Genomic DNA, 25,275 nt, shown 5'->3' with positions numbered 1-25,275 from the left:
GCGGAGCCGTCCCGGTCCCCCGCGGAGGCATCCCGGTCCCCGCGGAGCCGTCCCGGCGCCCCACGATCACACGTATGCCCCGCGCCACCAGTCGACTTCAGGGCGGAATTTGCGTGCTCCGGGGCGTGGCACGCTGCACAGTGGGCCCATGGACACCGTCGGTCGGGGACTGGACAGTCAGGGCTACATCGAGCGTGAGGGCTCGCTGGGGCGGGTGGGCGACGCCTTCCGGCCCGTCGTCGCCGCTGCGCGCGACCGCGTCGCGGAGACCTTCGGCAAGCGCCTCGACAGCGCGTACCTGTACGGCTCCGTGCCCCGCGGCGCCGCCCGCGCTGGCCGCTCCGACCTCGACCTGCTGCTCGTCCTGCGCGAGGAGCCGACCCCGGACGACCGCGCCGACGCGGACGCCGTCGCCTCCGCCGTCGACAAGGAGTTCACCGAGGTCGACGGCGTGGGCATCCTGCTTTCGAGCCGCGCGGCCGTCCTGAGCGAGCTGGAGACGTACGACCTCGGCTGGTTCGTGGCCTGCCTCTGCACGCCCCTGCTCGGCGAGGACCTGGCCGAATTCCTGCCCCGCTACCGGCCCGACAGCCTCCTCGCCCGCGAGACCAACGGCGACCTCGCCCTGTTCCTGCCCCGCTGGCGCGCCCAGGCCGCCGACGCCGACCCGGACGAACTGCGCGCCCTGGTCCGCCGCGCCTCCCGCCACCTCGTCCGCACCGGCTTCACGCTCGTCATGCCGCGCTGGGGCGGCTGGACCAGCGACCTCACGGAGATGGCGGCGGCGTTCGCGCGCTACTACCCCCAGTGGGCCGACCCGATGCGGGCGGCGGCCGCCATGGCCCTCGAACCGGCCGCCGACGCCGCCGCGCTGCGGGAGTACGCCGACGTGATCGGGCCGTGGCTGGCCGAGGAGTACACGGCGGTGCACGGAGTGAAGACCCCGCGCCCGCAGCAGGGCGAGCCCGGGGCGCACTAGAGAGTCCTCCGGCGCGCCCGTCGGATCCACGCGCAGGACCTGATCCCATGCGACCCCGCGCCGGCCCGCCGGGCGGGCCTCGGACGAGCCCAGGCCCTGGACGGGCCCAGGGCTTAGATGAGCCCGTGCTCCCGCAAGTAGTCCAACTGCGCCCGCACCGACAGCTCCGCCGCGGGCCACAGCGAGCGGTCCACGTCCGCGTACACATGCGCCACGACGTCGCCCGGCGCCACGTGCCCGTTCTCGACCGCCGTCTCCACCTGGGCCAGGCGGTGCGCCCGGTGCGCCAGATAGAACTCGACCGCGCCCTGGGCGTCATCGAGGACCGGGCCGTGGCCCGGAAGGACCGTGTGCACGCCGTCGTCGACCGTGAGGGAGCGCAGGCGCCGCAGCGAGTCCAGGTAGTCGCCGAGGCGGCCGTCGGGGTGGGCGACGACCGTCGTGCCGCGGCCGAGGATCGTGTCACCCGTCAGGACGGCCCGGTCGGCGGGCAGATGGAAGCAGAGGGAGTCGGCGGTGTGCCCGGGCGTCGGCACGACGCGCAACTCCAGGCCGCCCGTCGTGATCACGTCGCCCGCCGCGAGGCCCTCGTCGCCGAGGCGCAGCGCCGGGTCCAGGGCGCGGACCTTGGTGCCGGTCAGCTCCGCGAAGCGCGCGGCGCCCTCGGCGTGGTCGGGGTGGCCGTGCGTGAGCAGGGTGAGCCCGACCCGCATGCCCTGCTTCTCGGCCGTCGCGATCACGTGGGCGAGGTGCGCCTCGTCGAGCGGGCCGGGGTCGATGACGACCGCGAGGCCGGAGCCCGGCTCCGCGACGATCCAGGTGTTGGTGCCGTCCAGGGTCATCGCGGACGGGTTGGGCGCGAGGACGTTGACGGCGCGGTCGGTGGCGGGGCCGCTGAGGACGCCGCCGCGGGGCTGGCCGGGGAGGGCGGCTGCTTCGGTCATGCGGGGGTGACTCCCGTCGGGTCCGGGTGGGTGCGGTGCCGTGCGGCGGCGGCCGGTCGCCTCATGCCGCGCCGCCCGCCGGGATGTGCTTGGTGAACTCGTCGTGGCCCGGCCAGAACAGGATCAGCTCGCCGTCCTCAAGGCGGGCCCGGGCCAGGACCGGGGTCAGGTCGCGGGACTCGGCGGCGGCCAGGGCGTCGGCGGCCGTGGCGGAGCCGTCGAGCTGGCGCAGCGTGGAGATGGTCGGCGGCATCATCAGGAGTTCGCCGCGGTCGTAGCGCTCTGCGGCCTGCCGGGGGCGGATCCAGACGGTCCGGTCCGCCTCCGTGGAGACGTCACGGGTGCGCTGGCCCGCCGGGAGGACGGCGACGAAGAAGAACGTGTCGTAGCGGCGCGGCTCGAACTCCGGGGTGATCCAGCGGGCCCACGCGCCGAGCAGATCGCTGCGCAGGACCAGGCCGCGGCGGTCCAGGAACTCGGCGAAGGACAGGTCACGGGCGACCAGGGCGACGCGGTCCGCCTCCCAGTCGTCGCCGGTGGTGTCGTCGATGACGCTGTCCGGGGTCGGCCCGGCGAGCAGGACGCCCGCCTCCTCGTACGTCTCGCGGACGGCCGCGCACACGATGGCCTGGGCCGCCGCCTCGCCCACGCCCAGGCGGGCCGCCCACGCGGCGCGCGGCGGGCCCGCCCAGCGGACGTGGTGGTCGTCGTCGCGGGGGTCGACGCCGCCGCCGGGGTAGGCGTAGGCGCCGCCCGCGAAGGCCATCGTCGTGCTCCTGCGGAGCATGTGCACTTCGGGGCCCGCGCCGGTGGCCCCGGCTTCCGCGGTGTCGCGCAGGAGCATGACCGTGGCCGCCTGGCGGGGTGGGGCGGGGGTCAGTTCGCCTGCCGCGAGGGCGCGGACGCGGTCGGGCCACTCCGGTGGGTACCACTGCCCATTTGCCATGGGCGGAGGCTATCCGGTGTGGTGCGGATGTTCGAGAGGCCTCTTGTACGTCGGGGGGACGCGGCCGTTGTACGGGGCGTGCTGGGCCCTTGGACGGCACAGCACCGTGGCACGGGGCTGTGCCCGGTCCGGCGCGGGAGGGAGAGCCGGGCAGCCGCGCGAAGCCGGGCCGCCCGTCCCCCCACCACCCCTACTGCGGCAGCAGCTCCACCTGGATCTCGACCTCGACCGGCGCGTCCAGCGGAAGCACCGCCACGCCCACCGCGCTGCGGGCGTGCACGCCCTTGTCGCCGAGGACCTCGCCGAGCAGCTCGCTGGCGCCGTTGAGGACGGTGGGCTGGCCGGTGAAGTCGGGGGCCGAGGCGACGAAGCCGGTGACCTTCACGACGCGCGCGATGCGGTCCAGCTCGCCCGCGACCGACTTGACCGCGGCCAGCGCGTTCAGCGCGCAGGTGCGGGCCAGGTCCTTGGCCTCCTCCGGCGTGACCTCCGCGCCGACCTTGCCGGTGACCGGCAGCTTGCCGTCCACCATCGGCAGCTGGCCGGCCGTGTACACGTACACGCCCGACTGGATCGCGGGCCGGTACGCCGCGAGCGGCGGGACGACGCCGGGCAGGGTCAGACCGAGCTCGGCGATCCGGGCCTCGACCACACCGCTCATGCCTGCTTCTCCCGCTTCAGGTAGGCCACCAGCTGCTCGGGGTTGTTCGGCCCGGGCACGACCTGGACGAGCTCCCAGCCGTCCTCGCCCCAGGTGTCCAGAATCTGCTTCGTGGCATGGACGAGCAGCGGCACGGTTGCGTATTCCCACTTGGTCATACGGCGAGGGTAATGCCTGGCACCAGGGGCCTCATGACACCCGCTGTCCGGCGCCCCCAGGGGGCGGGTCAGGGGCCGGTGGGGGGCAGCCTCATGCGTAGCCCGCCGGGCGACTGGTTAGGCTCGAATACGTGAGCAGGCTCCAGGTCGTCAGCGGCAAGGGCGGTACCGGCAAGACCACGGTGGCCGCGGCCCTCGCGCTCGCCCTCGCGACGGAGGGCAAACGCACCCTCCTCGTGGAGGTCGAGGGCAGACAGGGCATCGCGCAGCTCTTCGAGACAGAGGCGCTGCCCTACGAGGAGCGGAAGATCGCCGTCGCTCCGGGGGGCGGGGAGGTGTACGCCCTCGCCATCGACCCCGAACTGGCCCTTCTGGACTACCTCCAGATGTTCTACAAACTGGGCAGCGCGGGCCGCGCCCTGAAGAAGCTCGGTGCCGTCGACTTCGCGACCACCATCGCGCCCGGTCTGCGCGACGTCCTGCTGACCGGCAAGGCCTGCGAGGCGGTCCGCCGCAAGGACAAGCGGGGCCGGTACGCGTACGACTGCGTGATCATGGACGCCCCGCCGACCGGCCGCATCACCCGCTTCCTCAACGTGAACGACGAGGTGGCGGGGCTCGCGAAGATCGGGCCGATACACAATCAGGCGCAGGCCGTCATGCGGGTCCTCAAGTCCCCCGAGACGGACGTGCACTTGGTGACGCTCCTGGAGGAGATGCCCGTCCAGGAGACCGTGGACGGCATCGCCGAGCTGCGCGCCGCCGGGCTGCCGGTGGGCCGCGTCATCGTGAACATGGTGCGCCCGGCCCTCCTCGGCGAGGCGGATCTCGAGCTCGGCCTGGAGCGCACGCCCCGTACGGCCATCGCCAGGACCCTGGCGGCCGCGGGGCTCGGCGGGGCCCGCGGCGCCGCGGGACGGCTCGTGGACCCGCTCCTCGCCCAGGCCGCCGAGTACGCCGAGCGGTACGCCCTGGAGGGCGCCCAGCGGGCCGTGCTCGGCGAGCACGGCCTGCCCCTGCACGAACTGCCCCTGCTGGCCGATGGGTTGGACCTCGGGGGTCTATACGAACTCGCCACCGAACTGCGACAGCAGGGGGTTTCATGAGCCTCGACCCGGCACGTGACCCGCTCGACGTCGACGCCCTGCTCGACGACCCGAAGACCCGCATCGTGGTGTGCTGCGGCTCCGGCGGCGTCGGCAAGACGACCACCGCGGCCGCCCTCGGCCTGCGCGCCGCCGAGCGGGGCCGCACGGTGGTGGTCCTGACGATCGACCCGGCGCGCAGGCTGGCGCAGTCCATGGGCATCGACTCGCTGGACAACGTGCCGCGGCGGGTGAAGGACGTCCAGGGCGCCGGGGAACTGCACGCCATGATGCTGGACATGAAGCGCACCTTCGACGAGATCGTCGAGGCGCACGCGGACGCGGACCGGGCGAAGGCGATCCTCTCCAACCCCTTCTACCAGTCGCTCTCGGCGGGCTTCGCGGGCACGCAGGAGTACATGGCGATGGAGAAGCTGGGGCAGCTGCGCTCCCGCGACGAGTGGGACCTGATCGTGGTGGACACCCCGCCGTCGCGCAGCGCCCTCGACTTCCTCGACGCCCCGAAGCGGCTGGGTTCGTTCCTGGACGGGAAGCTGATCCGGCTCCTGATGGCCCCGGCGAAGGTGGGCGGCCGGGCCGGGATGAAGTTCCTGAACGTCGGGATGTCGATGATGACGGGGGCCCTCGGCAAGCTGCTCGGGGGTCAGCTCCTGCGGGACGTGCAGACCTTCGTGGCCGCGATGGACACGATGTTCGGCGGCTTCCGCAAGCGGGCCGACGCGACGTACCGGCTGCTTCAGGCGCCGGGGACGGCGTTCCTCGTGGTGGCGTCGCCGGAGCGGGACGCGCTGCGGGAGGCCGCGTACTTCGTGGAGCGGCTCGCGGCGGACGACATGCCGCTGGCGGGTCTGGTCCTGAACCGGGTGCACGGCAGCGGCGCCGCCGAGCTGTCGGCGGAGCGGGCGTTGGCCGCGGCGGAGAGCCTGGAGGAGGCCGTGGTGGAAGGCCACGAGGAGGAGGCGGCGGAGGGGGCCGGGGCCGCCGCCGAGGAAAATCTTGGGGCGGGCGGCATTGTGGATCAGGAGGGCGGGAATGTTGGACTGCGTAACCCCTCAGAGTCCGAGGCTCCCAACTCCCCTGAGGCGAACGGTACTTCCCCTTCAACCAAAGACGACGACTCCGGCGCGTCCGTCGAGCAGCTGACCGCGGGCCTGCTGCGGCTGCACGCCGAGCGCATGCGGCTGCTCGCCCGCGAGCGGCACACCCGGGACCGCTTCACGGCGCTGCACCCGGAGGTGGCCGTGGCGGAGGTGGCCGCGCTGCCGGGCGATGTGCACGACCTCGACGGCCTGCGCGCGATCGGCGAGCGGCTCGCGTCGGCGGGCGCCGCCGCGGGCGACCCGGAGTGACGGCTCCGGGAGTGACGGCTCCGGGCGACGGGCCGCCCAGTGTCGCCGGGGCGGCCGGTGACCGGGCGTGACCGCCCGTCCAGGCGTGCGCGCACGCCCGTCGTACCTTTGCCGCACAGGACCCGCACAGGACACCGTCCGTCCTGACGCGCCCTGACGAATCACCTGGCGTACAGCCCATACGTCAGGTGTCGCTCAGCCTTCGCGTCAGGCTGCCCGGCGGCCCCGGTGCCGCCTGTGAGCGGCGGCACTCCTGGGGGCCGGTGGTGGGCGGCGGGTGCTGCGACGGGTGGTGCGGTGGTGCCACGTGACGTGGTGCTACGTGACGGGGGCTCAGCCCACGGCCGCGTAGCTCTCGTAGGTCTCCTCGTCGTCCAAGTCCACGGGCAGCAGGCCCGTGCCACGCTCGTACTCGGAGCGTGCTGTCTCAAGGAGCCTGCGCCACGAGGTGACCGTGGGACGCCTGCGCAGCAGTGCGCGGCGCTCCCGCTCTGTCATGCCACCCCACACGCCGAACTCGACGCGATTGTCCAGCGCGTCGGCCAGGCACTCCGTGCGCACCGGGCAGCCGGTGCACACCGCCTTGGCCCTGTTCTGCGCTGCTCCTTGTACGAACAGTTCATCCGGATCGGTAGTGCGGCAGGCGGCCTGCGCACTCCAGTCGGTTACCCAGCCCATACCGGCGCCGTCCTCTCCCGAATCGAGGCTCCCCCACGGCGGCAGCGGCATATTCACCGCCGCCAGTTGAGGACGTTACGGAAGGTGGGCACAGCGCAACACCCCCTGCGGGCCCAATCTTGAATGGCCCGAACGGACTATGCGTAAGCGGCAGATCACCCGACGGAGTGAGCTGGCGACATGCGTGACCAACCCGGCAAATGCGGGCAGTTCAGCTGGGTCACAGCGGACGCGAGGAGACGGACGAGGCGGATTCGGACATCGATTCCGGCACCTGTTCCGGAGGCCCACTGATGATCCGCTTCCGGAGGCCCGCCGAAGATCGGCCGAGGATCCGCGACGACCGGCCGGATGCGGGAACGGCTCGGGGCTTGTTGCGCGACCACACTGCTGTGACAGTTGAGAGCAGCTTAGGCCAAGGCATATACGCGTGTCCGGCGAATCAGAACGTAGGCTGCCCCCATGGCAAACAAGCGATCGGGCGGTGGTCTCTCCCCCGCGCAGCAGGCCGCCAAGTTCCTGGGCGTGAGCGTGCTCGCGGGCGCGGTGCTCGCCGGGATCGCGCTGCCCGCGGCGGGCGTGATCGGCCTGGCGGCCAAGGGGTCGGTCGAGGGCTTCGACGAGATTCCGGCCAACTTGAAGCAGCCGCCGCTCAGCCAGCGCACCACGATCCTGGACTCGGCGGGCGGGGCCATCGCCACGGTGTACTCGCGCGACCGCACGGTGGTGCCGCTGAAGCGCATCTCGCCGTACATGCAGAAGGCGATCGTCGCGATCGAGGACTCCCGTTTCTACGAGCACGGCGCGGTGGACCTCAAGGGCATCCTGCGCGCGGTGAACCAGAACGCGCAGAGCGGCGGCGTCGCGCAGGGCGCCTCCACGCTCACGCAGCAGTACGTGAAGAACGTCTTCGTGGAAGAGGCCGGCGACGACCCGGACAAGGTCGCCGAGGCCACCCAGCAGACCCTCGGCCGCAAGATCCGCGAGCTGAAGTACGCGATCCAGGTCGAGGAGGAGCTCGGCAAGAAGCGGATCCTCAAGAACTACCTGAACATCACGTACTTCGGTCAGCAGGCGTACGGCGTCGAGGCCGCGTCCCAGCGGTACTTCTCCAAGCCCGCCAAGGACCTCAAGCTCCAGGAGGCGGCCCTCCTCGCCGGCATCGTGCAGTCGCCGAGCCGCTACGACCCGGTGAACGACCCGGCCGAGGCCAAGCAGCGCCGCAACGTCGTGCTCCAGCGCATGGCCGAGACGCACGACATCTCGCAGCGCGAGGCCACCGAGGCCAAGAGGACCAAGCTCGGCCTGGACGTCAGCCGCCCCAAGAACGGCTGCATCACGGCCGTGAAGGGCGCCGGGTTCTTCTGCAAGTACGTCGAGAAGACCTTCCTGAACGACCCGGTCTTCGGCAAGACCAAGGAGGCCCGCGCCAAGCTGTGGAACCGCGGCGGCCTGCGCATCAGGACGACGCTCGACCCGCAGACCCAGACCTCGGTGCAGGCCTCGATAAAGGATCACGTCTACCAGACCGACGACGTGGCGACCGCAGCCAGCATCGTCGAGCCCGGCACCGGCAAGATCCTCGGCATGGGCCAGTCCCGCCCGTACGGCTACCGCAAGAACGAGACGGAGATCAACCTCTCCGTGGACAACTCGATGGGCGGCGGCGCGGGCTACCAGCCCGGTTCGACGTTCAAGCCGATCGTGGCCGCGGCGGCCCTGGAGCGCGGCATGTCTCCGGGCAAGCGGTACGACTCGCCGTACGAGATGCCCTACCCCGAGCGGGTCTCCGCCTGTGACGGCAAGACCTGGCGGAACTTCGGCAACCAGAAGCTCACCAACGAGAACGAGTCCGAGGTCGGCCCCTACCGCATGCGGGAGGCGACCGCGAAGTCGGTCAACACCTACTTCGTGGAGATGATCGGCGACATCGGCATCTGCCCGGTGACGAAGATGGCCGCCAAGATGGGCGTCCAGCGCGCCAACGGCAAGCCCATGGACCAGGCGCCGTCGATCGCGCTCGGCACCCAGGAGGTGTCGCCGCTGACGATGGCCAGTGCGTACGCGACCTTCGCCGCGCGCGGCAAGTACTGCACCCCGATCGCCATCGAGTCGATCCGCACCCTCGGCGGGAAGTCGCTGCCGGTGCCGAAGTCGACGTGCTCGCAGGCCATGTCGGAGCGGACCGCCGACACGATCAACACCCTCCTCAAGGGCGTGGTCGAGGACGGCACCGGCAAGCAGGCAGGACTCGGCTCCCGCGACAGCGCGGGCAAGACCGGTACGACGGACTTCCGTTACGCCGCCTGGTTCGCGGGCTACACCCCGAACATGTCCGGCGCCGTCTGGGTCGGCGACCCGGCCCACGACCGCCGCATGGTCAACATCACCATCGGCGGCCGCCCCTACGGCAAGGTCTTCGGCGGCGAGGTCCCCGGCCCCATCTGGCGCGACGCCATGAGCGGCGCCCTGGCGGGCAAGCCCGACCCCGACTTCGAGACGGTGCGCCTGCCCGGCGACAAGAACCGGGACCGGGACCACGGGGACGGTGACGACGGCGGCGACGACGACGGGAAGCCGGGCGACGGCGGCCACAACGGTGGCGGGGGCGACGACGATGACGACGACAGCCCGTGGCCGGACCTGCCCGGGGTCATCGGTGGCGGGGGCGGGGGGCCCGGGGGCTGGCGGGACTAGGTCCGGCCGGGGGCCTCGGGGCTTCTGAGTACGTTGCCCACGGGCTTCTGCATACGTCGATGGGGTGCCGTCCAAGTCGAACTTCCCGACTTGGGCGGCACCCCATCGACATAAAAAGGGGACTGAGGCTCAGCTGCCGGCCAGGAGCTTCTTGACCGCGGCGGCGACGCGGCCGCCCTCCGCCCGCCCGGCGACCTTCGGGTTCACGATCTTCATGACCTGGCCCATGGCACGCGGCCCCTCGGCGCCCGCACCCTTCGCCTCGGCGACGGCAGCGGCGACGATCTGCTCCAGCTCGTCGTCGGAGAGCTGCTGGGGCAGGTACGCGGCGAGCACCTCGCCCTCCGCCTTCTCGCGCTCGGCCTGCTCGGCGCGGCCGCCCTGCGCGAAGGCCTCGGCGGCCTCGCGGCGCTTCTTCGCCTCGCGGGTGATCACCTTCTGCACCTCGTCGTCGGAGAGCTCACGGGCGGACGTGCCCGCGACCTCCTCCTTGGAGATGGCGGTGAGCGTCAGCCGGAGCGTCGAGGAGCGCAGCTCATCGCGCTCCCTGATCGCCGCGGTGAGGTCTTCCTTCAGCTTCGCCTTCAGCGTGGTCATGGGGGCAATTGTGGCAGGTGGGCGCGAGGTGACGCCCCGCGTTTTCCGGGCGCGGGGGCCTGGCCGGGGCTCGGCGGGGGTCGGGTCGGCCCCCCTCTCCTCACCCGGGGGCTCCCCCTCTTCCCCATCCGGGGGCTCCCCCTCCGCCCGATGTGGCGCGTCTGACACGATGGTCGTATGCGCGCGCGATACGCAGTACCTCTGGGAATCACGGCGACGGCCGCGGCCGGAATCGCCTACTCGGTGGGCATCGAGGCCCGCTTCTTCCGGCTGAGGCGGGTGACGGTCCCGGTGCTCCCCGCCGGAATGCGCCCCTTGCGCGTGCTCCAGGTCTCCGACATCCACATGGTGTCCGGTCAGCGCAAGAAGCAGCGCTGGCTGCGCTCGCTCGCGGGCCTGCGCCCGGACTTCGTGATCAACACGGGCGACAACCTGTCGGACCCGGAGGGCGTGCCGGAGGTCCTTGACTCGCTGGGCCCCCTGATGTCCTTCCCCGGGGCGTACGTCTTCGGCTCGAACGACTACTACGGCCCGACGCTGCGCAACCCCGCCCGCTACTTGCTGGAGAAGGCGCAGGGCCGCCACGGCCTGAACGGCAACAAGCCCGTGGTGGGGGCGGTCCACAACCCGTGGGAGGACCTGCGGGACGGCTTCGACGCGGCGGGCTGGGTGAACCTCACGAACACCCGTGGCGCGCTGAAGATCGACGGCTACGAGATCGCGCTGACCGGTCTGGACGACCCGCACATCAAGAGGGACCGGTACGCGCGGGTGGCGGGCGGCCCGGTGGCCGACGCGGACTTCTCCCTGGGCGTCGTGCACGCCCCGTACCTCCGCGCCCTCGACGCCTTCACGGCCGACGGCTACCCCCTGGTCCTCGCGGGCCACACCCACGGCGGCCAGCTGTGCATCCCCTTCTACGGGGCGCTGGTCACCAACTGCGACCTGGACACGGACCGGGTGAAGGGCCTGTCGACGCACGAGGCCGAGGGTCACACCTCCTACCTGCACGTCTCCGCGGGCTGCGGCACCAGCCGCTACACCCCCCTCCGCTTCGCGTGCCCCCCGGAGGCCACCCTCCTGACCCTCACGGAACGCTCCCCCCACGCCTGAGCCCCACCCGCGCCCCACCCCGCAAAACCGGATTTCGTCTCCGGCCGCCGGTCCGCTAAAGTAATCGATGTCGCCGCGACCTGCCCAGCAGGACCGCCGGAACAACGACATCGGGGTGTGGCGCAGCTTGGCAGCGCGCTTCGTTCGGGACGAAGAGGTCGTGGGTTCAAATCCCGCCACCCCGACAGCTGAAACAGCAGGTCAGGGGCATGATCCGAGGAATCGGATCATGCCCCTGACTCGTTTCTTGAGCCTCTTGGGAGCCGACTTCTGGATACGGCTCCCGGACAGCTCCCATTCCCGCTGCGGGGAGGGGCCCGGCACTTCACGAAGCCATCAGGCACGCGCGCGAGTGGAGTGCGCCACAGCGCCAGGTAACTGCTGACACGGACCGCTACTGCACACGCCCGTTCGCTCCCGATCAGCGGCCACCAACTGGGCGTGTTCCCCATGGTGCTCTCCATACGGCCGGCGCCGGCCAATGTCGACGTCGGTGTCAGTGCCTTCCGGCACCATGGGAGACACTCTCCACCTCGCAGCGCCGTTGGCCTCGTCTCTCAGCGACCCTCAGCTCCGACAGCGCGCCCCCGACGCTCAGCGCTGACCAGTATCGAAAAGGTCGTCCGCGCGTCCGAGGGCGCGAGGACGACGACCGCCGGCCTGCGTTGCCCCACTCATATACGAGTCGAACTCACTGCGGCTGATTCCGGTCTGGGAGCCGTGCGCCCACCAGACCTCGCGGGGAGGCGCAACGCGGATCGAGGCAATGCGGCGGACCTCCACCGTCTTGCTGCCGTCCAGGGAGGTCGAAGAAGGACGAACTGGCTGAACCCCGAAATAGCAGCCCGCGACGCTCCCGTTCCTGGCAAGGCATGACACGCCCTCTTCCACAACGAATAATCCATGGCTAACCCAACCAACCGTTTTGAGAAGAGTCAGGTACGATGGCGTCTCTCCAATTCTCGCTGCTCGGCCCCCTGCGCATCCTCCGGGACAACTCCTCTTTGCCCGTGGGATATCCGCAGCAGCAGGCGATGCTCGCCACGCTCCTGCTCAGACCGGGGCGCGCCGCCGGAGTGGCCGACCTCACCGATGCGCTGTGGGGCACAGAGCCACCGGCGAAGGCCGTGTCCACGTTGCGGACCTATGCCTGGCGCTGGCGGCGGATCCTCACGACCGACCGGCCGGATCTGGATGTGCTCGTGACCTTCGGCGACGGCTACCGGCTCCATGTGCCCGAGGAGTCGATCGACGCCTTCCAGGTCACGAGGCTCACAGCCCAGGCGGAGCGGGCCGGTGCGCAGGGTCGGCCCGAGCAGGCACGGGAACTGCTGTGCCAGGCACTCGAATTGTGGGAGGGCGAGCCGCTCGCGGCCATACCCGGCCCGTTCGCTGAGCGGCAACGCCAGCGCCTCGGCGAACTGCGCCTCGCGCTGCTCGAGGAGCGGCTGGCGTACGAACTCACATTGGGCCACGCCGCGCGCTGTGTGCCGGAGCTCACCGAGCTGACCACCGAGCATTCGTTGCGCGAGCGGCCCTACGGGCTGCTGATGACGGCCCTGTATCAGGCGGGGCGGTCGGCCGACGCCCTTGCCGTCTTCCGCGACGCCCGGCGACTGCTCATCGACGAGCTCGGGGTGGAGCCCGGGCCGGAGCTGGAGGGACTGCACCGGCGCATCCTCGAGCGCGACCCCACCCTCGTCCCCGCGGCCCCGGAGTCGATCGGCCTCGTCGGATCCGGTGCGGAGACGGACGAGGCACCGGAACAGCCGGAGCCATCGCCCGGCTCCCGCCAGAAGTCCACCGCGCCACTGCCCCGCCCAGCCCAATTACCCCCGCCCGAGCCGGACTTCATCGGCCGTGAGCGCCTCATCGACACGCTCGGCGACTGCTTGCGGAAGCCGGGGCGCAGCACCCCCGCGGTGGCCGTCCTCGTCGGTATGGGAGGGGTCGGCAAGACCTCGCTGGCGCTCCATGTGGCGCATCGGGTGCGGGGCACCTTTCCGGACGGCCAGTTGTACGCGGACCTGCACGGCGGCGACGCGGTTCCGAGTCGGCCCGAGATCGTACTGGCGAACTTCCTCTCCGCCCTCGGCGTCACGGCCGATGCGCTGCCGGACGACCTGGAGTCCCGAACGGCCCTGTTCCGGTCAGTGGTTGACGGCCGGCGGATGCTGATCGTCCTTGACAATGTTCGTGACGCGCAGCAGTTGCGGCCGCTGCTACCGGGGACCGAGTGCTGTGCCGTGGTCGTCACGAGCCGCAGCCGCATGGCCGGTCCGCCGGTGACCTTGCAGCTCAATGTGGATGTCTTCCACAGTTCGGAGGCCAATGAGCTGCTGTGCCGGTCGATCGGTGAGGCGCGGGTGGCGGCCGAGCCGCAGGCCGCGCTCGACCTGGTCGAGGCGTGCGGCTTCCTGCCGCTCGCCGTACGGATCGTGGCTGCCCGGCTCGCCGCCCGTCCGATGTGGTCCATCGCCAGTCTGCGGGAGCGGCTCGCTGTGGAGTCGCGTCGTCTGGACGAGCTGCGCGCCGGTGAACTGGCCGTGGAGGCGGTGTTCGAGCTCAGCTACCGTCAGCTGACGGACGAGCAGGCGGCGGCGTTCCGGCGGCTCGCCGCCGTGGACTGCGCGGAAGTCGGGGTGGCCGCGGCCGCCGCGATGCTCGGAACAGATCAGGCCGGCGCCGAGGACGTCCTGGAGTCGCTGGTCGACGCCTGCATGCTGGAATCGAAGGTGTTGGGCCGCTACGGCTACCACGATCTGTTGCGCGCCTTCGCGTGCCGGAAGTCGCGCAGCGAGCAACCGGACGAGGCGTCGGTGGCCCAGGACCGGCTGCTCGGGTTTCTGCTGTCGACGACCTGCGAGGCGTTCCGGCAGGCCGCCCCCGCCGACCCGGTGTCCGGCACGTTCACGCCGTCCGACACCCCCGGGCTGTCCTTCGCCGATCTCGCCGCCGCGCAGCAGTGGGTCTCGGTCGAGGCTGAGGAAGTACGCACCCTGGTGACGCAGTTGGCTCGGGAGTGCGCCTCCGCTCGCGCAGCGGACGGCGGTACGGCGCACGGCGTGCGGGGCGAGCACGAGGTGCGCAGACTGCGTCAGGCCATCGATCTCCTCATCGCTCTCAGCCCGTTCGACGTCAGCACCAGCCACGCCGAGCTGGTGTCGACGGCGGACACGCTGGTGAGTGCCGCCGTGCGGCAGCGCGACCGCGCGGCCGAGGGGCGGGCCCGCTTCCTGCAGTGCACCTACGCCCTGGCCGCCGCCCGGCTCTGCAACGCCGAGGTCGAGGCGAGGGCGGCGCTGACGGCGTGCCGGGAGGTGGGCGACACCGTCGTGCTCCAGCAGGTCCTCAACGACCTCGGGCTCATCGCCCAGTACCTGTCGCGCTACGACGAGGCCATCGCGCACTTCAACGAATCCATCGTCCTGGCGCGGCAGTTGGGACACCGCTCGGGCGAGACGGCGATTACGGTGAACGCCGCCCTTGTCCAGGTGCGCGCCGGTAACGCCGCCGAGGCGGTGGCGGTCTGCCGCAAGGTCCTGGACGGCGATCTGTACGCACGGGACATCCCGGGACGCGCGTACGCCCTGTACGTACTCGGTCTCGCGCTGCACACCTTGGGCAACCATCACGAGGCCGTGGCGCGATTCAAGGAGTGTCTGGACCTGTGCACACGTGCCAACCTGCGCTCCCGCAGCGTGCACGCGCGCTACCGCCTGGCCGAGAGCCTGCGCACGCTCGGCGACCTGGAGCAGGCCCTCCCGCACGCCGAGCGGGCTCTGGCGCAGTGCGAGGAGATCGCTTTCGAGCGGGACCGGGGGCACGCCCTGATGGTCCTCGGCCGGGTGCTCTTCGACCTCGGCCGCCGCGCCGAGGGGCGTGCCCTCTGGCAACGGGCGTACGTCCTGTTCACTCGGCTCAAGCTGCCCGATGCGTCCGAGGCGGCGACGCTGCTGCGCTCCTCGGAGCGGGAGTTGGCCGGGGACTGCGGGTGAACGAGGGCTGCCAGTGAGTACGGACCGCAGCTGACCGAAGACCCGGGGGGCCGGGCCGTGCCCTGGCCCGCCCCCCGGGGTACGGCGCTCGCAGTCCGCTCCGCCCGCTCCGTCTACACCTTCGGCTCCCAGTTGGAGCCGGTGCTGTTCCACGCCACCGTGCTGCGCTCCGGGTGCGGGGCCGGAGCCGGAGCCGACAGCGCTGTCGCGGAAACCCCTGTCAGTATGGCGAGCAGTAGAACGCCGGCCGCCACGGCCCCGGTCCGGCTGTTCTTCAGATTGCTTCGGCGTGGCATGGGGTTCCCCCTTGGATTCGTACGAACGTATTGCGGTCATGGCTGTCGGCATTCGTGGGCGAGGATGCGGTATCGCGTCGCAGATGGGTGCCGAGTGCCGCTCCCAGTTGGAATCGGTTGTCCACACCGAGCCGGTTCATCAGGGAGCGCAGCATATTGGTCACGGTGCGGGGGCTGACGCCCAGCCGATGTGCGGCACTGACATCCGTGTGCCCGGCCAGCAGCAGGGAAATGAGCCTGAGTTGACGTTCATCGAGGGCCAGGTGGCGTGGCGGGCCCAGTCGGGGCGCCCTGTGTGCTGACTGGGCCGATGCATCGTTCATGGGTGTGACATCACCTCTCCCCGGTATGGCTGTTGCCCTCCCCACAGTCACAGAGCCCAATCAACGGCAGATCACTGCGCGACAGCCCTTGATCTATGCCGCATGAATGTGCCGCACTCTACTGCCCGCTCACCTGCCCGTCGGGAGTCGGCGTCGGCCATGCAGCGGCCAGTTCGGACAGACGAGGGCCTTCGGGCCGCGGCGGCATACGGTCCAGGTGGCGCTGCCGTGCGTGGGCCACCAAGCCCTCCTCGGTCAGGTTCGCCAACTGTCGGCGTGCGGTTTCCAGGAGCTTCTTCGCCTCGGCGATGATGGCGGCGTCCGAGAGGGGCCGCGGCCCCGCCTCGGCGTCCTCGGTCCCGTCGGCCCGGATCGCGTGCTCCTGGATGCTGTCGAACAGTTCGGCCACGCCGATCTCGCGCACAGCCAGCGACAGATGCGCGGACAGGCCCTCCTGGCCGAGGGCACGATGGGCGAACCCGCGGGGGATGTAGAGGACTTCGCCCGGGCGCAGGACGGTGTGGAGCAGCTCGGCGGGCTGCGGTTCGTTGTCCCGCACACGGCCCGCCTGCCACCTGGCGTCGGCCGGTCCCTCGTGGACGTACCAGCTCTTGCTGCCCGTCAGCTGCACGACGAAGACGTCACCGTCGTCCCGGTGGAGCGGCAGCCCGGCCTGGCCCGCGGGGGTCACGAAGCAGAACGCCTCGACGGAGCGGCCGAGTTCGGCGGCGAGGGCGTGCAGCATGTCGCGGGTCGGCCCGTGCCACTGGTCCAGGCAGCGCAGCAGCATGGTCGCCCCGCCGTCGAGGAGAGCGCGGATCTTCACCTCGTCCGCGAAGCCGCCCGGGTTCTCGCGCGCGACCGTTCTGGTCGAGGTGAAGTCCGTGACCGGAAGGCGCCGGCCGTCCCGCCACATCTCGACGTACGGCTCCCGGAAGAGCCCACTGGCCAAGGCAGCGTCGACATCGGCGAGGGCGAAGGGGCTGTGCATTCCGCCGGCGGCGAAGACACCGGGGCGACTGCGCCAGTACGACCAGAACGAGGAATTCGCATCGTCGACCAATTGGCCGAGTATCTGTGCTCCCATGAGCCATCAAATTAACGGCGCACAGGGCCTCTTCGATACCCCTCTTTCTGTTTTCAGCAGCTCCTGCGGGGCCTCGTCAATTCGAGGTGCGGAATACGGAAAGCGCTATTGCTGTCGCCGCCGGACGCTGCCTAACGTGCTTCCCGTCCCGTTCAGTGTTCGATCTAAGGAGGAAAACATGGCGAAGCACGCTTCGATCCTGCGTCCGCGTCTCGACAAGGTCAAGCCGCAGGACCGCTGACCAGCGAGGCAGTGATGTATGCCGCCACCTTCGGGTGGCGGCATACCCGCTTGACGTAGGCGAATTACCGAATGGAGGGCTGCGGTGCATCAGTTCACAGAGGTGGAGGGCCCGATACCCGTCGTCGGTCTGATCGACGATCGGCTGAGTACGACCACCATCTGCCTGGCATCGAAGTACGGTTCGCAACTCGACCCCCTGGGGCAGTGCGGACTCGCTCATGTGCTGGAGCACGTACTGATGTCGACGCCCGTCGGAAGCGTCCCCTCACTGAGCGAGTACGTCGAGCGGCTCGGCGGGCACGCCAACGCGGAGACCGGTCTCGACCGCATGCTCTTCTACGCACAGGTGCACCCGGACGACGCCGATGAGATCGCCGGGCTGCTGTATCAGGCGGTCCTCCAGCCCCGTTGGAGCGACGCCGTCCTCAAGCAGGAGAAACGCGCCGTCTTCCAGGAGCTGGCCGCCGCCGCGGCCGACCACAGCGATGTGGTGCAGGACGCGTTCCTCGCGCACTTCTTCCCCGGGCACCCCATGGGCCGTCCGGTCGGCGGCACAAAGGTCGACGTTGAACGATGCGACACGGCGTCAGTCGCCGCCGCGCACCGGGATCGGCTGCTGACCGCGCCCCTGTCGGTGATCGTCGTGGGGCCCAGGTTGCCGAAGTCGATCGATCCCGTGGCGGCCGGAATCGAGCCCCGTACCCTCGCGACGATCGGCACGGCCCCGGCAACCGTGCCCCCGTCGCCACCGCCCGCCCCGCCGCACCCGGTGCGCTGGTCGGAGGAGTTCACCTGGCTGTGTGCGGGCGCGCCCTCGGTGCCGGACCACGACCCGCGCAGGCCACACTTCAACGTCCTGGCCCAACTGCTCGGCTCCAGCCCGTCGTCGCTGCTGTACCGCAGGCTGCGCGGCGAGGCGGGGCTCGCCTACACCTTCTACGCGTGGAATCGCGGTTACGCCGACACCGGTGCGTGGCGCGTCATGGCCGGTGTGGAGCCGGGCAACGGCGACGCCGCGCTCGAAGTGATCCGTAACGCGCTCGACGAGGTCGCCACCAAGGGGCCCGACCCCGACGACCTGGCCTCCGCCCGCCGCCAGGCCCGGATGCGCGTCCTCACCTCCATGGACACGCCCTTGGACTGCGCCCGCTTCCTGGCCATGCGCAGCGCCGCCTCCGGCTCCTGGTCGCCCACCGACGAAGTCGCGTACATCGACGCGGTGACCGCCGACGATGTGCAGCGGGCTGCCGCGCAGATAAGGGACGGTTTCCGGGCCGTCGCCAGTCCGGCGGCGCCGTGAACACGACGGAGCGGCACACGACGGACGAGCGCACGGCGGACGACTATCTGGAGCGGGCCCGGCAGGCCGGTCTGGTGGCCGAGGTGTGCGGGCACCGGTATGTGGCCGACCGGTACGACGACCCGTTCACCAACCGCCGACAGATCCTGGTCGAGTACTGCGATCCCGGGCTGCCCGCGGACGCAGCGGCGCTCGGTGCCCTCCGTGACCAGCTGCGCGAGCGCCACGCCACGGCCGAGGCGGTCCTGCTGCGGGTGGCGGGCGGTGCAGCCCTGCCCGCCCCGTGGCGGCCCCGGCTCACCTACATCTGTCACGAGTCCTCCGCGAGCACCACGCCGTCGCACCCCCGTCCGGCGGTGAGCGTGCGTCCCGCGACGCCCGACGACGACGCCCTCGTCCACGACTGGCTGGTGCAGGCATTTCGCAACGCCTACCCCGGCCAGGAAGTGGACGCCCACCACAGCGGCATCGAGGGAGTGTTGGCGAATTCCGGACGCCTGTCGTTCATCGCCCAGGTCGCGGGCGTGCCCATCGGGCACGGCACCGTCCTTGCCGACGAGCGGGACGAGGTCACCGGGGAGGCGTTCGCCGAGCTGGTGGACATCCTGATCGACGACGCGGAGCACCGGCGGGAGGCGACCTCGGCGCTGGTCGACGCCGCCGCGCGGGCCACCGCAGGACGCCGGCTGTGCGGGCATGTGGTGCACCCCCACGAGCCGGGGCAGGCCCGACAGGCGGTTGCGGTGCTCCAGACGCTGCTGGGCGCCGACTGGTCGGTCGATCACGCCTTTTGGGAGAGCACGTGGTGACGCGCCAAGGGACACCCATGCCCCCCTCGTCCCCCGCCGCGTCGTCCCCGCTCACACTGGACCTGTTCTTCGACGCGCTGTCCGTGGACCGGCAGGAACCGCTGCGCGATCTCGTCCGGAGCGCCCGCAGGCTGCGCGGCCATCTGGCGCCCCTGGTCCTGTCCGTCGCCGCCTGTGAGGGTGCGGTCCTGGGCAGCGGCTCCACGGACGAAGTTCGCCGCATGCGAGCGAGGGTCGACGACTACCGCGCGCTCGCCACGCTCCTGTCGACCGAAGTGCCAGGACTCCGCGTGCTCAAGGGCCCCTCGCTGGCGGAGCACTATCCGAGCGGGGTGCTCCGCCCCAGCGGTGATCTGGACGCGTACGTACCCGACGAGGCCGCCCTGTGGCTCGCCGTGGCGGCGGTGCTGCGTACCCGTCCGGTGACCGATGTCGACGTGACGGTGCTCGGCAGCGGGGCCCACGTGCACTGGGTCGTGGTTCTTCGCTGGTCCGCGGAGGATCCGGCCCTCGACCCCGATCACCGCGTCGAGTTGGTGACCTTCGCCTACCCGGGGCAGCCCGGGGTGGTGCCGTTGCGTGCCGAGCCGCCGCGCGACCAGGTGATGGGCGACCTGCTGGCCATCGCGGAGGAGGCGTTCCAACGTCCCTTCACCATCAAGGACGTTCTCGATCTGGCTTTCACTCTCGACAGCGCCGACTGCCCGTCCCCGGCGGCGCTCGCCGAGGCCGCAGTCCGTTATCGGCTCGCGCCGGAACTGCTGAGTCTGAGCCGGGCATTGCACGGCGCGGAGAACCTGACGAGCCCGGCCAACGACCGTCTGCTGACGCTGCTGGAGGGCAACGCCGAGCGCGAGTCGGCCGCGAGGCGCGGTCGCGAGAGCGCGCCCCAGGTGCCCGAGCGCGCCTGGACCAGGGAGCCCTGCCTGAACAGCGGCCGGCCACTCCACGGCCTGCGGCTGTCTGCCGACCCCACTTCCCGCCCGGACAGCGCGGTGCGGTTCCACACGTTCACCGGCGGCGTGCTGCTGCTCTGCCCGCTGGGGGAGTTCCTGCTGGTCGAGACGGAGCTCGTGGACCCGGCGGCGTACGAGGCGGCACTCACCGAACTTCGCCGGCTGCGCACCGTCGAGGGGGAGCGGTCATGAGCGCCGTCCATGTCGAGGACCTCAGCCGCCGGTTCCGCGGCCGCAAGGGCCAGGAGGTCACCGCGCTCGACGCGGTGAGCCTGCGCGTCGAGGAGGGAGAGGTCGTAGGGCTTCTCGGGCCCAACGGTGCGGGGAAGACCACGCTGTCGCGGATCCTCACGACGCTCCTGCTTCCCACGAGCGGATCGGCCCGGGTGGAGGGCCTCGACGTGGTGCGTGAGGCGACCGCGGTGCGGGAGCGCATCGGCCTCGTACTCGGCGGCGAGCGCGGCCTGTACGGTCGCTTGACTGCCCGTCAGAACCTGAGGTACTGGGGCGCCATGCAGGGCCTCACCGGCAGCCACTGCCGCACGCGGGCCGACGAGCTCCTCGAACGGCTCGGTCTCGCCGCACGTGCGGACGACCGGGTGGAGACGTACTCACGCGGCATGGTGCAGCGGGTCCATCTGGCCCGCGCGCTGCTGCGCAACCCGCGCGTGCTCATCATGGACGAGCCCACCAGCGGCATGGACCCCCATGCCGCACAGGGCTTCCGCGGGCTCGTCGAAGAGTTGCGCGACGGCGGCTCGACCGTGCTCCTGGCCACCCATGACATGCAGGAAGCACAGCTGCTGTGCTCGCGCGTCACGCTGATCGACCACGGCAGCATCCTTCGCGAAGGGGCGCCCAAGGACCTGCTCACCGGGCTCGACGCGCCCCGGACCGTGACCGCAGGCGGTGTCTCGGCGGCCGTCGCCGGGGCCGCCGCGGGCATCCCGGGTGTCGCAGTGGAGGGGCCGACGCCGGAGGGGCTCGTGACGCTCCGGGTCACGGGGGACGACGCGGTGTCCGAGGTACTGCGGATACTCACCGCCGCGGGCGTGCACGAGCTGTCGGTGGCCGCGCCCACCCTGGCCGAGGTCTACCGATCCATCATCGAGGACCGGGAGTTCGCCCTCTGATGGCCGCCTTCGTGCAGTTGCAGTGGCTGCTCCTGACGCGCTCCCCACGTCTGCTGGCCACGCTGTTCGTCGTCCCGCTCTACGCGGTGGTCTTCTTCACCACGGTGCGCTCGTACGGGGCGCCGGAGCTGGCCGGCACGGTGGCGCTGACCGCGTTCTCGATGAGTATGTGGTCGCAGGCGATGTTCGTTGCGGCGGAAGTCGTCGACAACGACCGGTGGGACGGCACCCTGGAGCCCTCCCTGCTCACCCCGAACGCCTATGTGCGCTCTCTGGTGACGAGGGTCTGCACCATCACGGCGCTGAGCGTGCCGGTCCTGGTGGAGGTCATCGCGATCGGGCGGGTCGGCTTCGGATTCCCACTGCCGGTGCACCGGCCCGTCATCGCGCTCACGGCCACGCTGCTGCTCGTCGTCGGTACCGCCGGGTCCGCTCTGCTGGTCAGCGCGCTCATGATCATCGTGCCCGTGGGGCGGCTGCTGCAGAACGCGCTGACCTACCCCTTCTACATCCTCGGCGGCCTGGTACTGCCCGTCACTTCGCTGCCGGCTCCCGTCGAGTGGGTCGCGCGCCTGTTCTTCCTGTCCCATGGGGCACAGCTGCTCCGCGACGCGATGAGCGGGGCCGACGGCAGTCACTGGGGCGACTTCTGGGCCCTGCTCGTCCTGTCGGTCATGCAGTTGGCGGCCGGTGTGTTCCTGCTGCGCCGCGCCCTGTCGCGGGCGCGCCGGGGGGAGGCCAGGCTCTATGCGTAACGCCGGAGCGCTGTTCCATCAGATCGGCTACGGACTGCTGAGCAGCTACCAGGACTACCGCGCCCTGTACACATGGCGCTCGTGGCTGTTCGGCTGGATGGTCCGGCTGCTGTGCCAGGTGCTGTTCTTCTCGATGGTCGGCAAGGCGATCGGCTCGGACGGGGCGCAGCACTACATGGCGCTGGGCAACGCGGTGATCCTGGGGCCGCTCGGCGCGTTGGGGGTGGTCTCCTCCAGCGTGGCCGAACGCCGCGGCGGAACCCTGCAGTTCCTGCTGCTCAGCCGTAACGGCCCGTTCCCCGTGCTGTTGTCCCGGGGCCTGTACTGGGCCGCCGACGGGGTCGTCACCTCGTGCTTCGCGCTCGTGGTCCTGCGCTGGCTGGTGGGTGTCGAGATCAGCCCGCCGATCCTGCCCGTCTGCTTTCTGCTCCAGATCCTGATCACTCTCAGCGGATACAGCCTGGCCCTGGCCCTGGCGGGGGTCAGCCTGCGGTGGCCGGAGAGTCGTATGTATCTGACGGCCGGGGCGACGATCCTGCTGATGACGATCGCCGGGGTGAACACAGCGCCTCCGAGCGGAGGCATCGGCGGCGCCGTCGCCTCCGTGTTGCCGGCCACCCATGGCCTGCGGGCGATTCGTTCGGCCGTGGCGGGCGACGGTGTTCCGCCGACCGCCGTGTTCGCCGAGTGCGGGGTGCTCCTGCTGTGGGGCGCGGTCAGTTGGCTGACGCTCACCGGGTCACTCCGCTACCAGGTCCGCGCGGGCACGCTCAACCTCCGCTGAGCTCCACACGCCTCTCCCCCCTCCCCGCCCCGACTCCACAGCTCCCTCGACCACTTCCAGCAGAGAGAACCAGCCATGAGCGCAGTGAACGTCTTCAGCCTGGTCGGCCCGCCCGGGTCGGGGAAAACCACTCAGGCCGCTCGTCTGGCTGCGGCCGTGGGCGAGGCCCTGGGCTCCCCGGTGCTACGCGCCTCCGTGCCCGCGCTGCTGCGGGGCGAACCCGACATCACGGCCCGGCTGACCCCGCACCAACGGGTACGGGTGGCCGAGGCCCGGGAGGCCGCACACGCCTACGCCGACCGGGGTGAGCTGATGCCGACGGAACTCGACCGCGTGATCCTGGAGTTGGTGTGCCGGGTCGGCCGGAGCGAGCCGGTCGTGCTCGACAGCGTGCCGCGCGGGTGTGAGCAGGCCCGCCTGCTGCTCGCCAGTGGCCTGGCCAGCCCACAGCTGATGGTGCTTCACCTACGGGCGCCTGATGACCCTTTCGAGTTCTCGATGCGCCGCCAGCTCGCCCGCGCGGCCTCCAGGGGCGAGGCTCCGGTCACCGGCAAGGACCTCTCGCGGATGACGCGGAAGGCCCACGTCTACGCCGAGCAGACCCTCCCCGGCCTGGCCGACATCGCGCGCACCGGCACGCGTCTCGCCGACTTCGACGCGGACGCTCCCGTCGACCGCGTCGCCCAGGAGATCCGCGAGTACCTCGTCCGCCGCGGCGCCCTGCCACCGCTGCGGGCCGTGGCCTCCACGGGTGTCGGTGCCGCGCGGCAGGGGGCCGGGCCGTGCAGCTGATCCTGGTCCGGCACGGGCGTACGCAGGCCAACGCCCAGGCCCGTTTCCCCCTCACCTCTGACGTGCCCCTGGACGGGGTCGGCCGCGAACAGGTCACCCGCACCGGGCAGCTGTTGGCCGCGTCGGACTTCCGCCCCGAGGTCATCCACAGCAGCGACGCGGCGCGCGCAGTCCAGACCGCCGCCGTCCTTCGGGACTTGATCGACCCGGACCTGAGCATCACTCCCCGACCGGAACTGCGCGAGCTGGACTGGGGTGAGCTGCGCGGACGGTCCATCTCCCCCGGCGCCTCCGGTGACACCTCGTACGCACGCTGGCAGCAGGACCCGATGAGCAGGCTCCCTGGAGGAGAGAGCCTCGTCGATGTCGCCACCCGGGTGGACGGGATGCTGCGGCTGCTCGCCGACGACGGGCGTCCGGCGATCGTCGTGTCCCACGCGGTCACGCTCACCGTCCTGACGGCGCGGGTCTACGGCTGGGACCTCCTCGAAACCTGGCGGACGCACCGGGCGCACCTGCCGCCCGGGCAGTTCCGTCGCCTGGAGCTCACCGCACCGCCGGTTCCGGCCCGGTCTCTACCCCGCACCTGAAAGGACCACCATGGCCTACACATCCCTGACACCGCTGATCGAGGAAGGCGTACTCGACGAGGTCCTCGAAGGCCTCGGCTTCCTCCACGCGAACGACCACTGCCGCCGCAACTGCACCCACTGCCCCGCCTTCGGCGACACGACACCCGTACAGATGACGCCCTTCGCGACCCTGACCCGCCTCGCGCACGACGTCGGCGAGGCGTTCCGGGACCGGGGCATCACAGCGCAGCGCAGCATCGTCTCCTGGCGGATCAGCGATCCGCTCGACTACCACGTCAGGGACGGCAAGACCACCCGGACCACGTTCGACGTCGCCCGGATCTGGCGTGAACACCTGGGCCAGGGACTTTACTTGGTGACCAACGGCAGTGAGGGCAAACGGTTCGCGCGGACCGCGCTGCGTGACGTCGCTGCCGCGCCCGAGGTGGTCTCCCAGGTCAAGCTGACCGTCACCCCCTGCGACCAGGGCTGGGGCAGCGAGCGCTATCTGCACAGCATCGCCGAGGACATCGCGACGCTCGCCCCGCTGTGGGACCTGGGCTCGACCCGCATGGAGGATCCCTCGGGTCTGCGTTTCCGCATCAACCTGAAGTCGACGCGGGACCGGCGCGAGGAGGCGCTGGACTTCATGGCCCAGGCCCTTGATCTGGCGGGGCTGCGCCCCGGCGCGGCCGAGAAGGCCATGGCCGACCCCCGGCGCATTTCGGCCAAGGACATCTACGACCTGGGCTCCTACGTCGGGGACAGCCCGGTGGTGAACGCCATCAGCATCAAGGGCAACAACGGCAAGCGGTTCAAGTCGACCGCCGACACCCGCACGCACCACCAGTACGGCATCTACCCCGACGGCGCCGTCCGGGTCATCGACATGTACGAGTTCAAGGTCTACGAGGCAACTGGCGAGTCCGGTGCCCCGCTCCGCGTCGACCTGCGGAACGCCGCCTGACATCCGGCGCGGCCAGGTCGAAGGAAACGGAA

At 71.1% G+C, this 25,275-nt stretch carries 24 protein-coding genes and 1 tRNA gene; 16 read left to right on the top strand and 9 right to left on the bottom strand.

Annotated features, from left to right (window positions below; translation table 11 throughout):
- The first annotated feature begins 148 nt into the window (after positions 1-148).
- A complete protein-coding gene (locus ACZ6AA_RS15060) occupies positions 149-979 on the top strand; it encodes a nucleotidyltransferase domain-containing protein (RefSeq protein ID WP_471458312.1) in 831 nt (276 codons plus the stop codon).
- 113 nt (positions 980-1,092) lie between these two features.
- Here the strand turns inward: ACZ6AA_RS15060 and ACZ6AA_RS15055 are convergent, their stop codons facing one another.
- From ACZ6AA_RS15055 to ACZ6AA_RS15040, 4 genes are all read right to left on the bottom strand, one after another.
- Positions 1,093-1,923, bottom strand: a complete 831-nt coding sequence (locus ACZ6AA_RS15055; protein WP_468460265.1) for an MBL fold metallo-hydrolase — start codon at positions 1,921-1,923, stop codon at positions 1,093-1,095.
- 61 nt (positions 1,924-1,984) lie between these two features.
- Positions 1,985-2,869 carry an NUDIX hydrolase gene (locus ACZ6AA_RS15050; RefSeq protein ID WP_468460267.1) on the bottom strand — a complete coding sequence of 295 codons (885 nt, stop codon included), beginning with the start codon at positions 2,867-2,869 and terminating at the stop codon, positions 1,985-1,987.
- A 190-nt stretch (positions 2,870-3,059) separates the two neighbouring features.
- Entirely contained in the window at positions 3,060-3,530 is a 471-nt protein-coding gene (locus tag ACZ6AA_RS15045) for a RidA family protein (protein WP_087885212.1), read from the bottom strand.
- Positions 3,527-3,688 (bottom strand): DUF4177 domain-containing protein, encoded by a 162-nt coding sequence (locus ACZ6AA_RS15040; RefSeq protein WP_003975360.1) that lies wholly within the window; start codon positions 3,686-3,688, stop codon positions 3,527-3,529. Before ACZ6AA_RS15040 ends, ACZ6AA_RS15045 begins: the two co-directional genes overlap by 4 nt.
- 131 nt (positions 3,689-3,819) lie before the next feature.
- On the opposite strand from ACZ6AA_RS15040, the gene bagA reads away from it, so the two are divergent.
- The gene (gene bagA / locus ACZ6AA_RS15035; protein ID WP_468460269.1) at positions 3,820-4,794 is read left to right on the top strand and encodes an ATPase BagA; all 975 of its coding nucleotides are present in this window, start codon (positions 3,820-3,822) and stop codon (positions 4,792-4,794) included.
- Positions 4,791-6,143, top strand: coding sequence for an ATPase BagB (gene bagB / locus ACZ6AA_RS15030; RefSeq protein ID WP_471458309.1), 1,353 nt, complete (start codon positions 4,791-4,793; stop codon positions 6,141-6,143). The genes bagA and bagB overlap by 4 nt, the downstream gene beginning before the upstream one ends.
- Positions 6,144-6,476: 333 nt before the next feature.
- On the opposite strand, the gene ACZ6AA_RS15025 is transcribed toward bagB, so the two are convergent.
- Complete coding sequence (locus ACZ6AA_RS15025; protein WP_170316297.1) at positions 6,477-6,821, bottom strand: WhiB family transcriptional regulator; 345 nt, start codon at positions 6,819-6,821, stop codon at positions 6,477-6,479.
- A 462-nt stretch (positions 6,822-7,283) separates the two neighbouring features.
- Between ACZ6AA_RS15025 and ACZ6AA_RS15020 the strand changes: the two genes are divergently transcribed.
- Positions 7,284-9,518 carry a transglycosylase domain-containing protein gene (locus ACZ6AA_RS15020; protein WP_471458307.1) on the top strand — a complete coding sequence of 745 codons (2,235 nt, stop codon included), beginning with the start codon at positions 7,284-7,286 and terminating at the stop codon, positions 9,516-9,518.
- Positions 9,519-9,647: 129 nt separating this feature from the next.
- Here the strand turns inward: ACZ6AA_RS15020 and ACZ6AA_RS15015 are convergent, their stop codons facing one another.
- Entirely contained in the window at positions 9,648-10,115 is a 468-nt protein-coding gene (locus ACZ6AA_RS15015) for a GatB/YqeY domain-containing protein (RefSeq protein ID WP_471458305.1), read from the bottom strand.
- A 177-nt stretch (positions 10,116-10,292) separates the two neighbouring features.
- Between ACZ6AA_RS15015 and ACZ6AA_RS15010 the strand changes: the two genes are divergently transcribed.
- The 3 genes from ACZ6AA_RS15010 to ACZ6AA_RS15000 all read left to right on the top strand — a co-directional run bounded on the left by ACZ6AA_RS15010 (position 10,293) and on the right by ACZ6AA_RS15000 (position 15,226).
- On the top strand, positions 10,293-11,228 hold the full coding sequence (locus ACZ6AA_RS15010; protein WP_468461112.1) for a metallophosphoesterase: 936 nt from the start codon (positions 10,293-10,295) through the stop codon (positions 11,226-11,228).
- A gap of 111 nt (positions 11,229-11,339) precedes the next feature.
- Positions 11,340-11,413 (top strand) — tRNA-Pro (locus ACZ6AA_RS15005).
- 759 nt (positions 11,414-12,172) lie between these two features.
- Positions 12,173-15,226, top strand: coding sequence for an AfsR/SARP family transcriptional regulator (locus ACZ6AA_RS15000; protein WP_471458303.1), 3,054 nt, complete (start codon positions 12,173-12,175; stop codon positions 15,224-15,226).
- Between the two features lie 113 nt (positions 15,227-15,339).
- On the opposite strand, the gene ACZ6AA_RS14995 is transcribed toward ACZ6AA_RS15000, so the two are convergent.
- The 3 genes from ACZ6AA_RS14995 to ACZ6AA_RS14985 all read right to left on the bottom strand — a co-directional run bounded on the left by ACZ6AA_RS14995 (position 15,340) and on the right by ACZ6AA_RS14985 (position 16,932).
- Positions 15,340-15,522, bottom strand: a complete 183-nt coding sequence (locus tag ACZ6AA_RS14995) for a hypothetical protein (RefSeq protein ID WP_471458301.1) — start codon at positions 15,520-15,522, stop codon at positions 15,340-15,342.
- Entirely contained in the window at positions 15,501-15,845 is a 345-nt protein-coding gene (locus tag ACZ6AA_RS14990) for a helix-turn-helix domain-containing protein (RefSeq protein WP_468461108.1), read from the bottom strand. The genes ACZ6AA_RS14995 and ACZ6AA_RS14990 overlap by 22 nt, the downstream gene beginning before the upstream one ends.
- A gap of 118 nt (positions 15,846-15,963) precedes the next feature.
- Positions 15,964-16,932 (bottom strand): JmjC domain-containing protein, encoded by a 969-nt coding sequence (locus ACZ6AA_RS14985; protein ID WP_471458299.1) that lies wholly within the window; start codon positions 16,930-16,932, stop codon positions 15,964-15,966.
- A gap of 325 nt (positions 16,933-17,257) precedes the next feature.
- Here ACZ6AA_RS14985 and ACZ6AA_RS14980 point away from each other — a divergent pair, with 325 nt between their 5' ends.
- The 9 genes from ACZ6AA_RS14980 (at position 17,258) to ACZ6AA_RS14940 (ending at position 25,243) form a co-directional block, all read left to right on the top strand.
- On the top strand, positions 17,258-18,475 hold the full coding sequence (locus tag ACZ6AA_RS14980) for a M16 family metallopeptidase (RefSeq protein ID WP_471458297.1): 1,218 nt from the start codon (positions 17,258-17,260) through the stop codon (positions 18,473-18,475).
- Positions 18,472-19,284, top strand: coding sequence for a hypothetical protein (locus ACZ6AA_RS14975; protein WP_471458295.1), 813 nt, complete (start codon positions 18,472-18,474; stop codon positions 19,282-19,284). The genes ACZ6AA_RS14980 and ACZ6AA_RS14975 overlap by 4 nt, the downstream gene beginning before the upstream one ends.
- A gap of 17 nt (positions 19,285-19,301) precedes the next feature.
- On the top strand, positions 19,302-20,432 hold the full coding sequence (locus tag ACZ6AA_RS14970) for a hypothetical protein (RefSeq protein WP_471458293.1): 1,131 nt from the start codon (positions 19,302-19,304) through the stop codon (positions 20,430-20,432).
- A complete protein-coding gene (locus ACZ6AA_RS14965) occupies positions 20,429-21,373 on the top strand; it encodes an ABC transporter ATP-binding protein (protein WP_471458291.1) in 945 nt (314 codons plus the stop codon). The genes ACZ6AA_RS14970 and ACZ6AA_RS14965 overlap by 4 nt, the downstream gene beginning before the upstream one ends.
- Entirely contained in the window at positions 21,373-22,128 is a 756-nt protein-coding gene (locus tag ACZ6AA_RS14960) for an ABC transporter permease (RefSeq protein ID WP_468483623.1), read from the top strand. The genes ACZ6AA_RS14965 and ACZ6AA_RS14960 overlap by 1 nt, the downstream gene beginning before the upstream one ends.
- Positions 22,121-22,912 carry a hypothetical protein gene (locus ACZ6AA_RS14955; protein WP_471458289.1) on the top strand — a complete coding sequence of 264 codons (792 nt, stop codon included), beginning with the start codon at positions 22,121-22,123 and terminating at the stop codon, positions 22,910-22,912. The genes ACZ6AA_RS14960 and ACZ6AA_RS14955 overlap by 8 nt, the downstream gene beginning before the upstream one ends.
- A gap of 75 nt (positions 22,913-22,987) precedes the next feature.
- Positions 22,988-23,704, top strand: a complete 717-nt coding sequence (locus tag ACZ6AA_RS14950; protein WP_471458287.1) for a nucleoside/nucleotide kinase family protein — start codon at positions 22,988-22,990, stop codon at positions 23,702-23,704.
- Positions 23,695-24,294: a histidine phosphatase family protein gene (locus ACZ6AA_RS14945; RefSeq protein ID WP_471458285.1), complete on the top strand. Its 600-nt coding sequence runs from the start codon at positions 23,695-23,697 to the stop codon at positions 24,292-24,294. Before ACZ6AA_RS14950 ends, ACZ6AA_RS14945 begins: the two co-directional genes overlap by 10 nt.
- A gap of 10 nt (positions 24,295-24,304) precedes the next feature.
- The gene (locus ACZ6AA_RS14940; protein WP_468461089.1) at positions 24,305-25,243 is read left to right on the top strand and encodes a hypothetical protein; all 939 of its coding nucleotides are present in this window, start codon (positions 24,305-24,307) and stop codon (positions 25,241-25,243) included.
- The last annotated feature ends 32 nt before the right edge of the window (positions 25,244-25,275 follow it).

It is taken from the genome of Streptomyces sp. NPDC040610 (assembly GCF_055594065.1).
The sequence above is the reverse complement of the archived record's forward strand: the minus strand, read 5'-3'. Positions and strand labels throughout refer to the sequence as shown.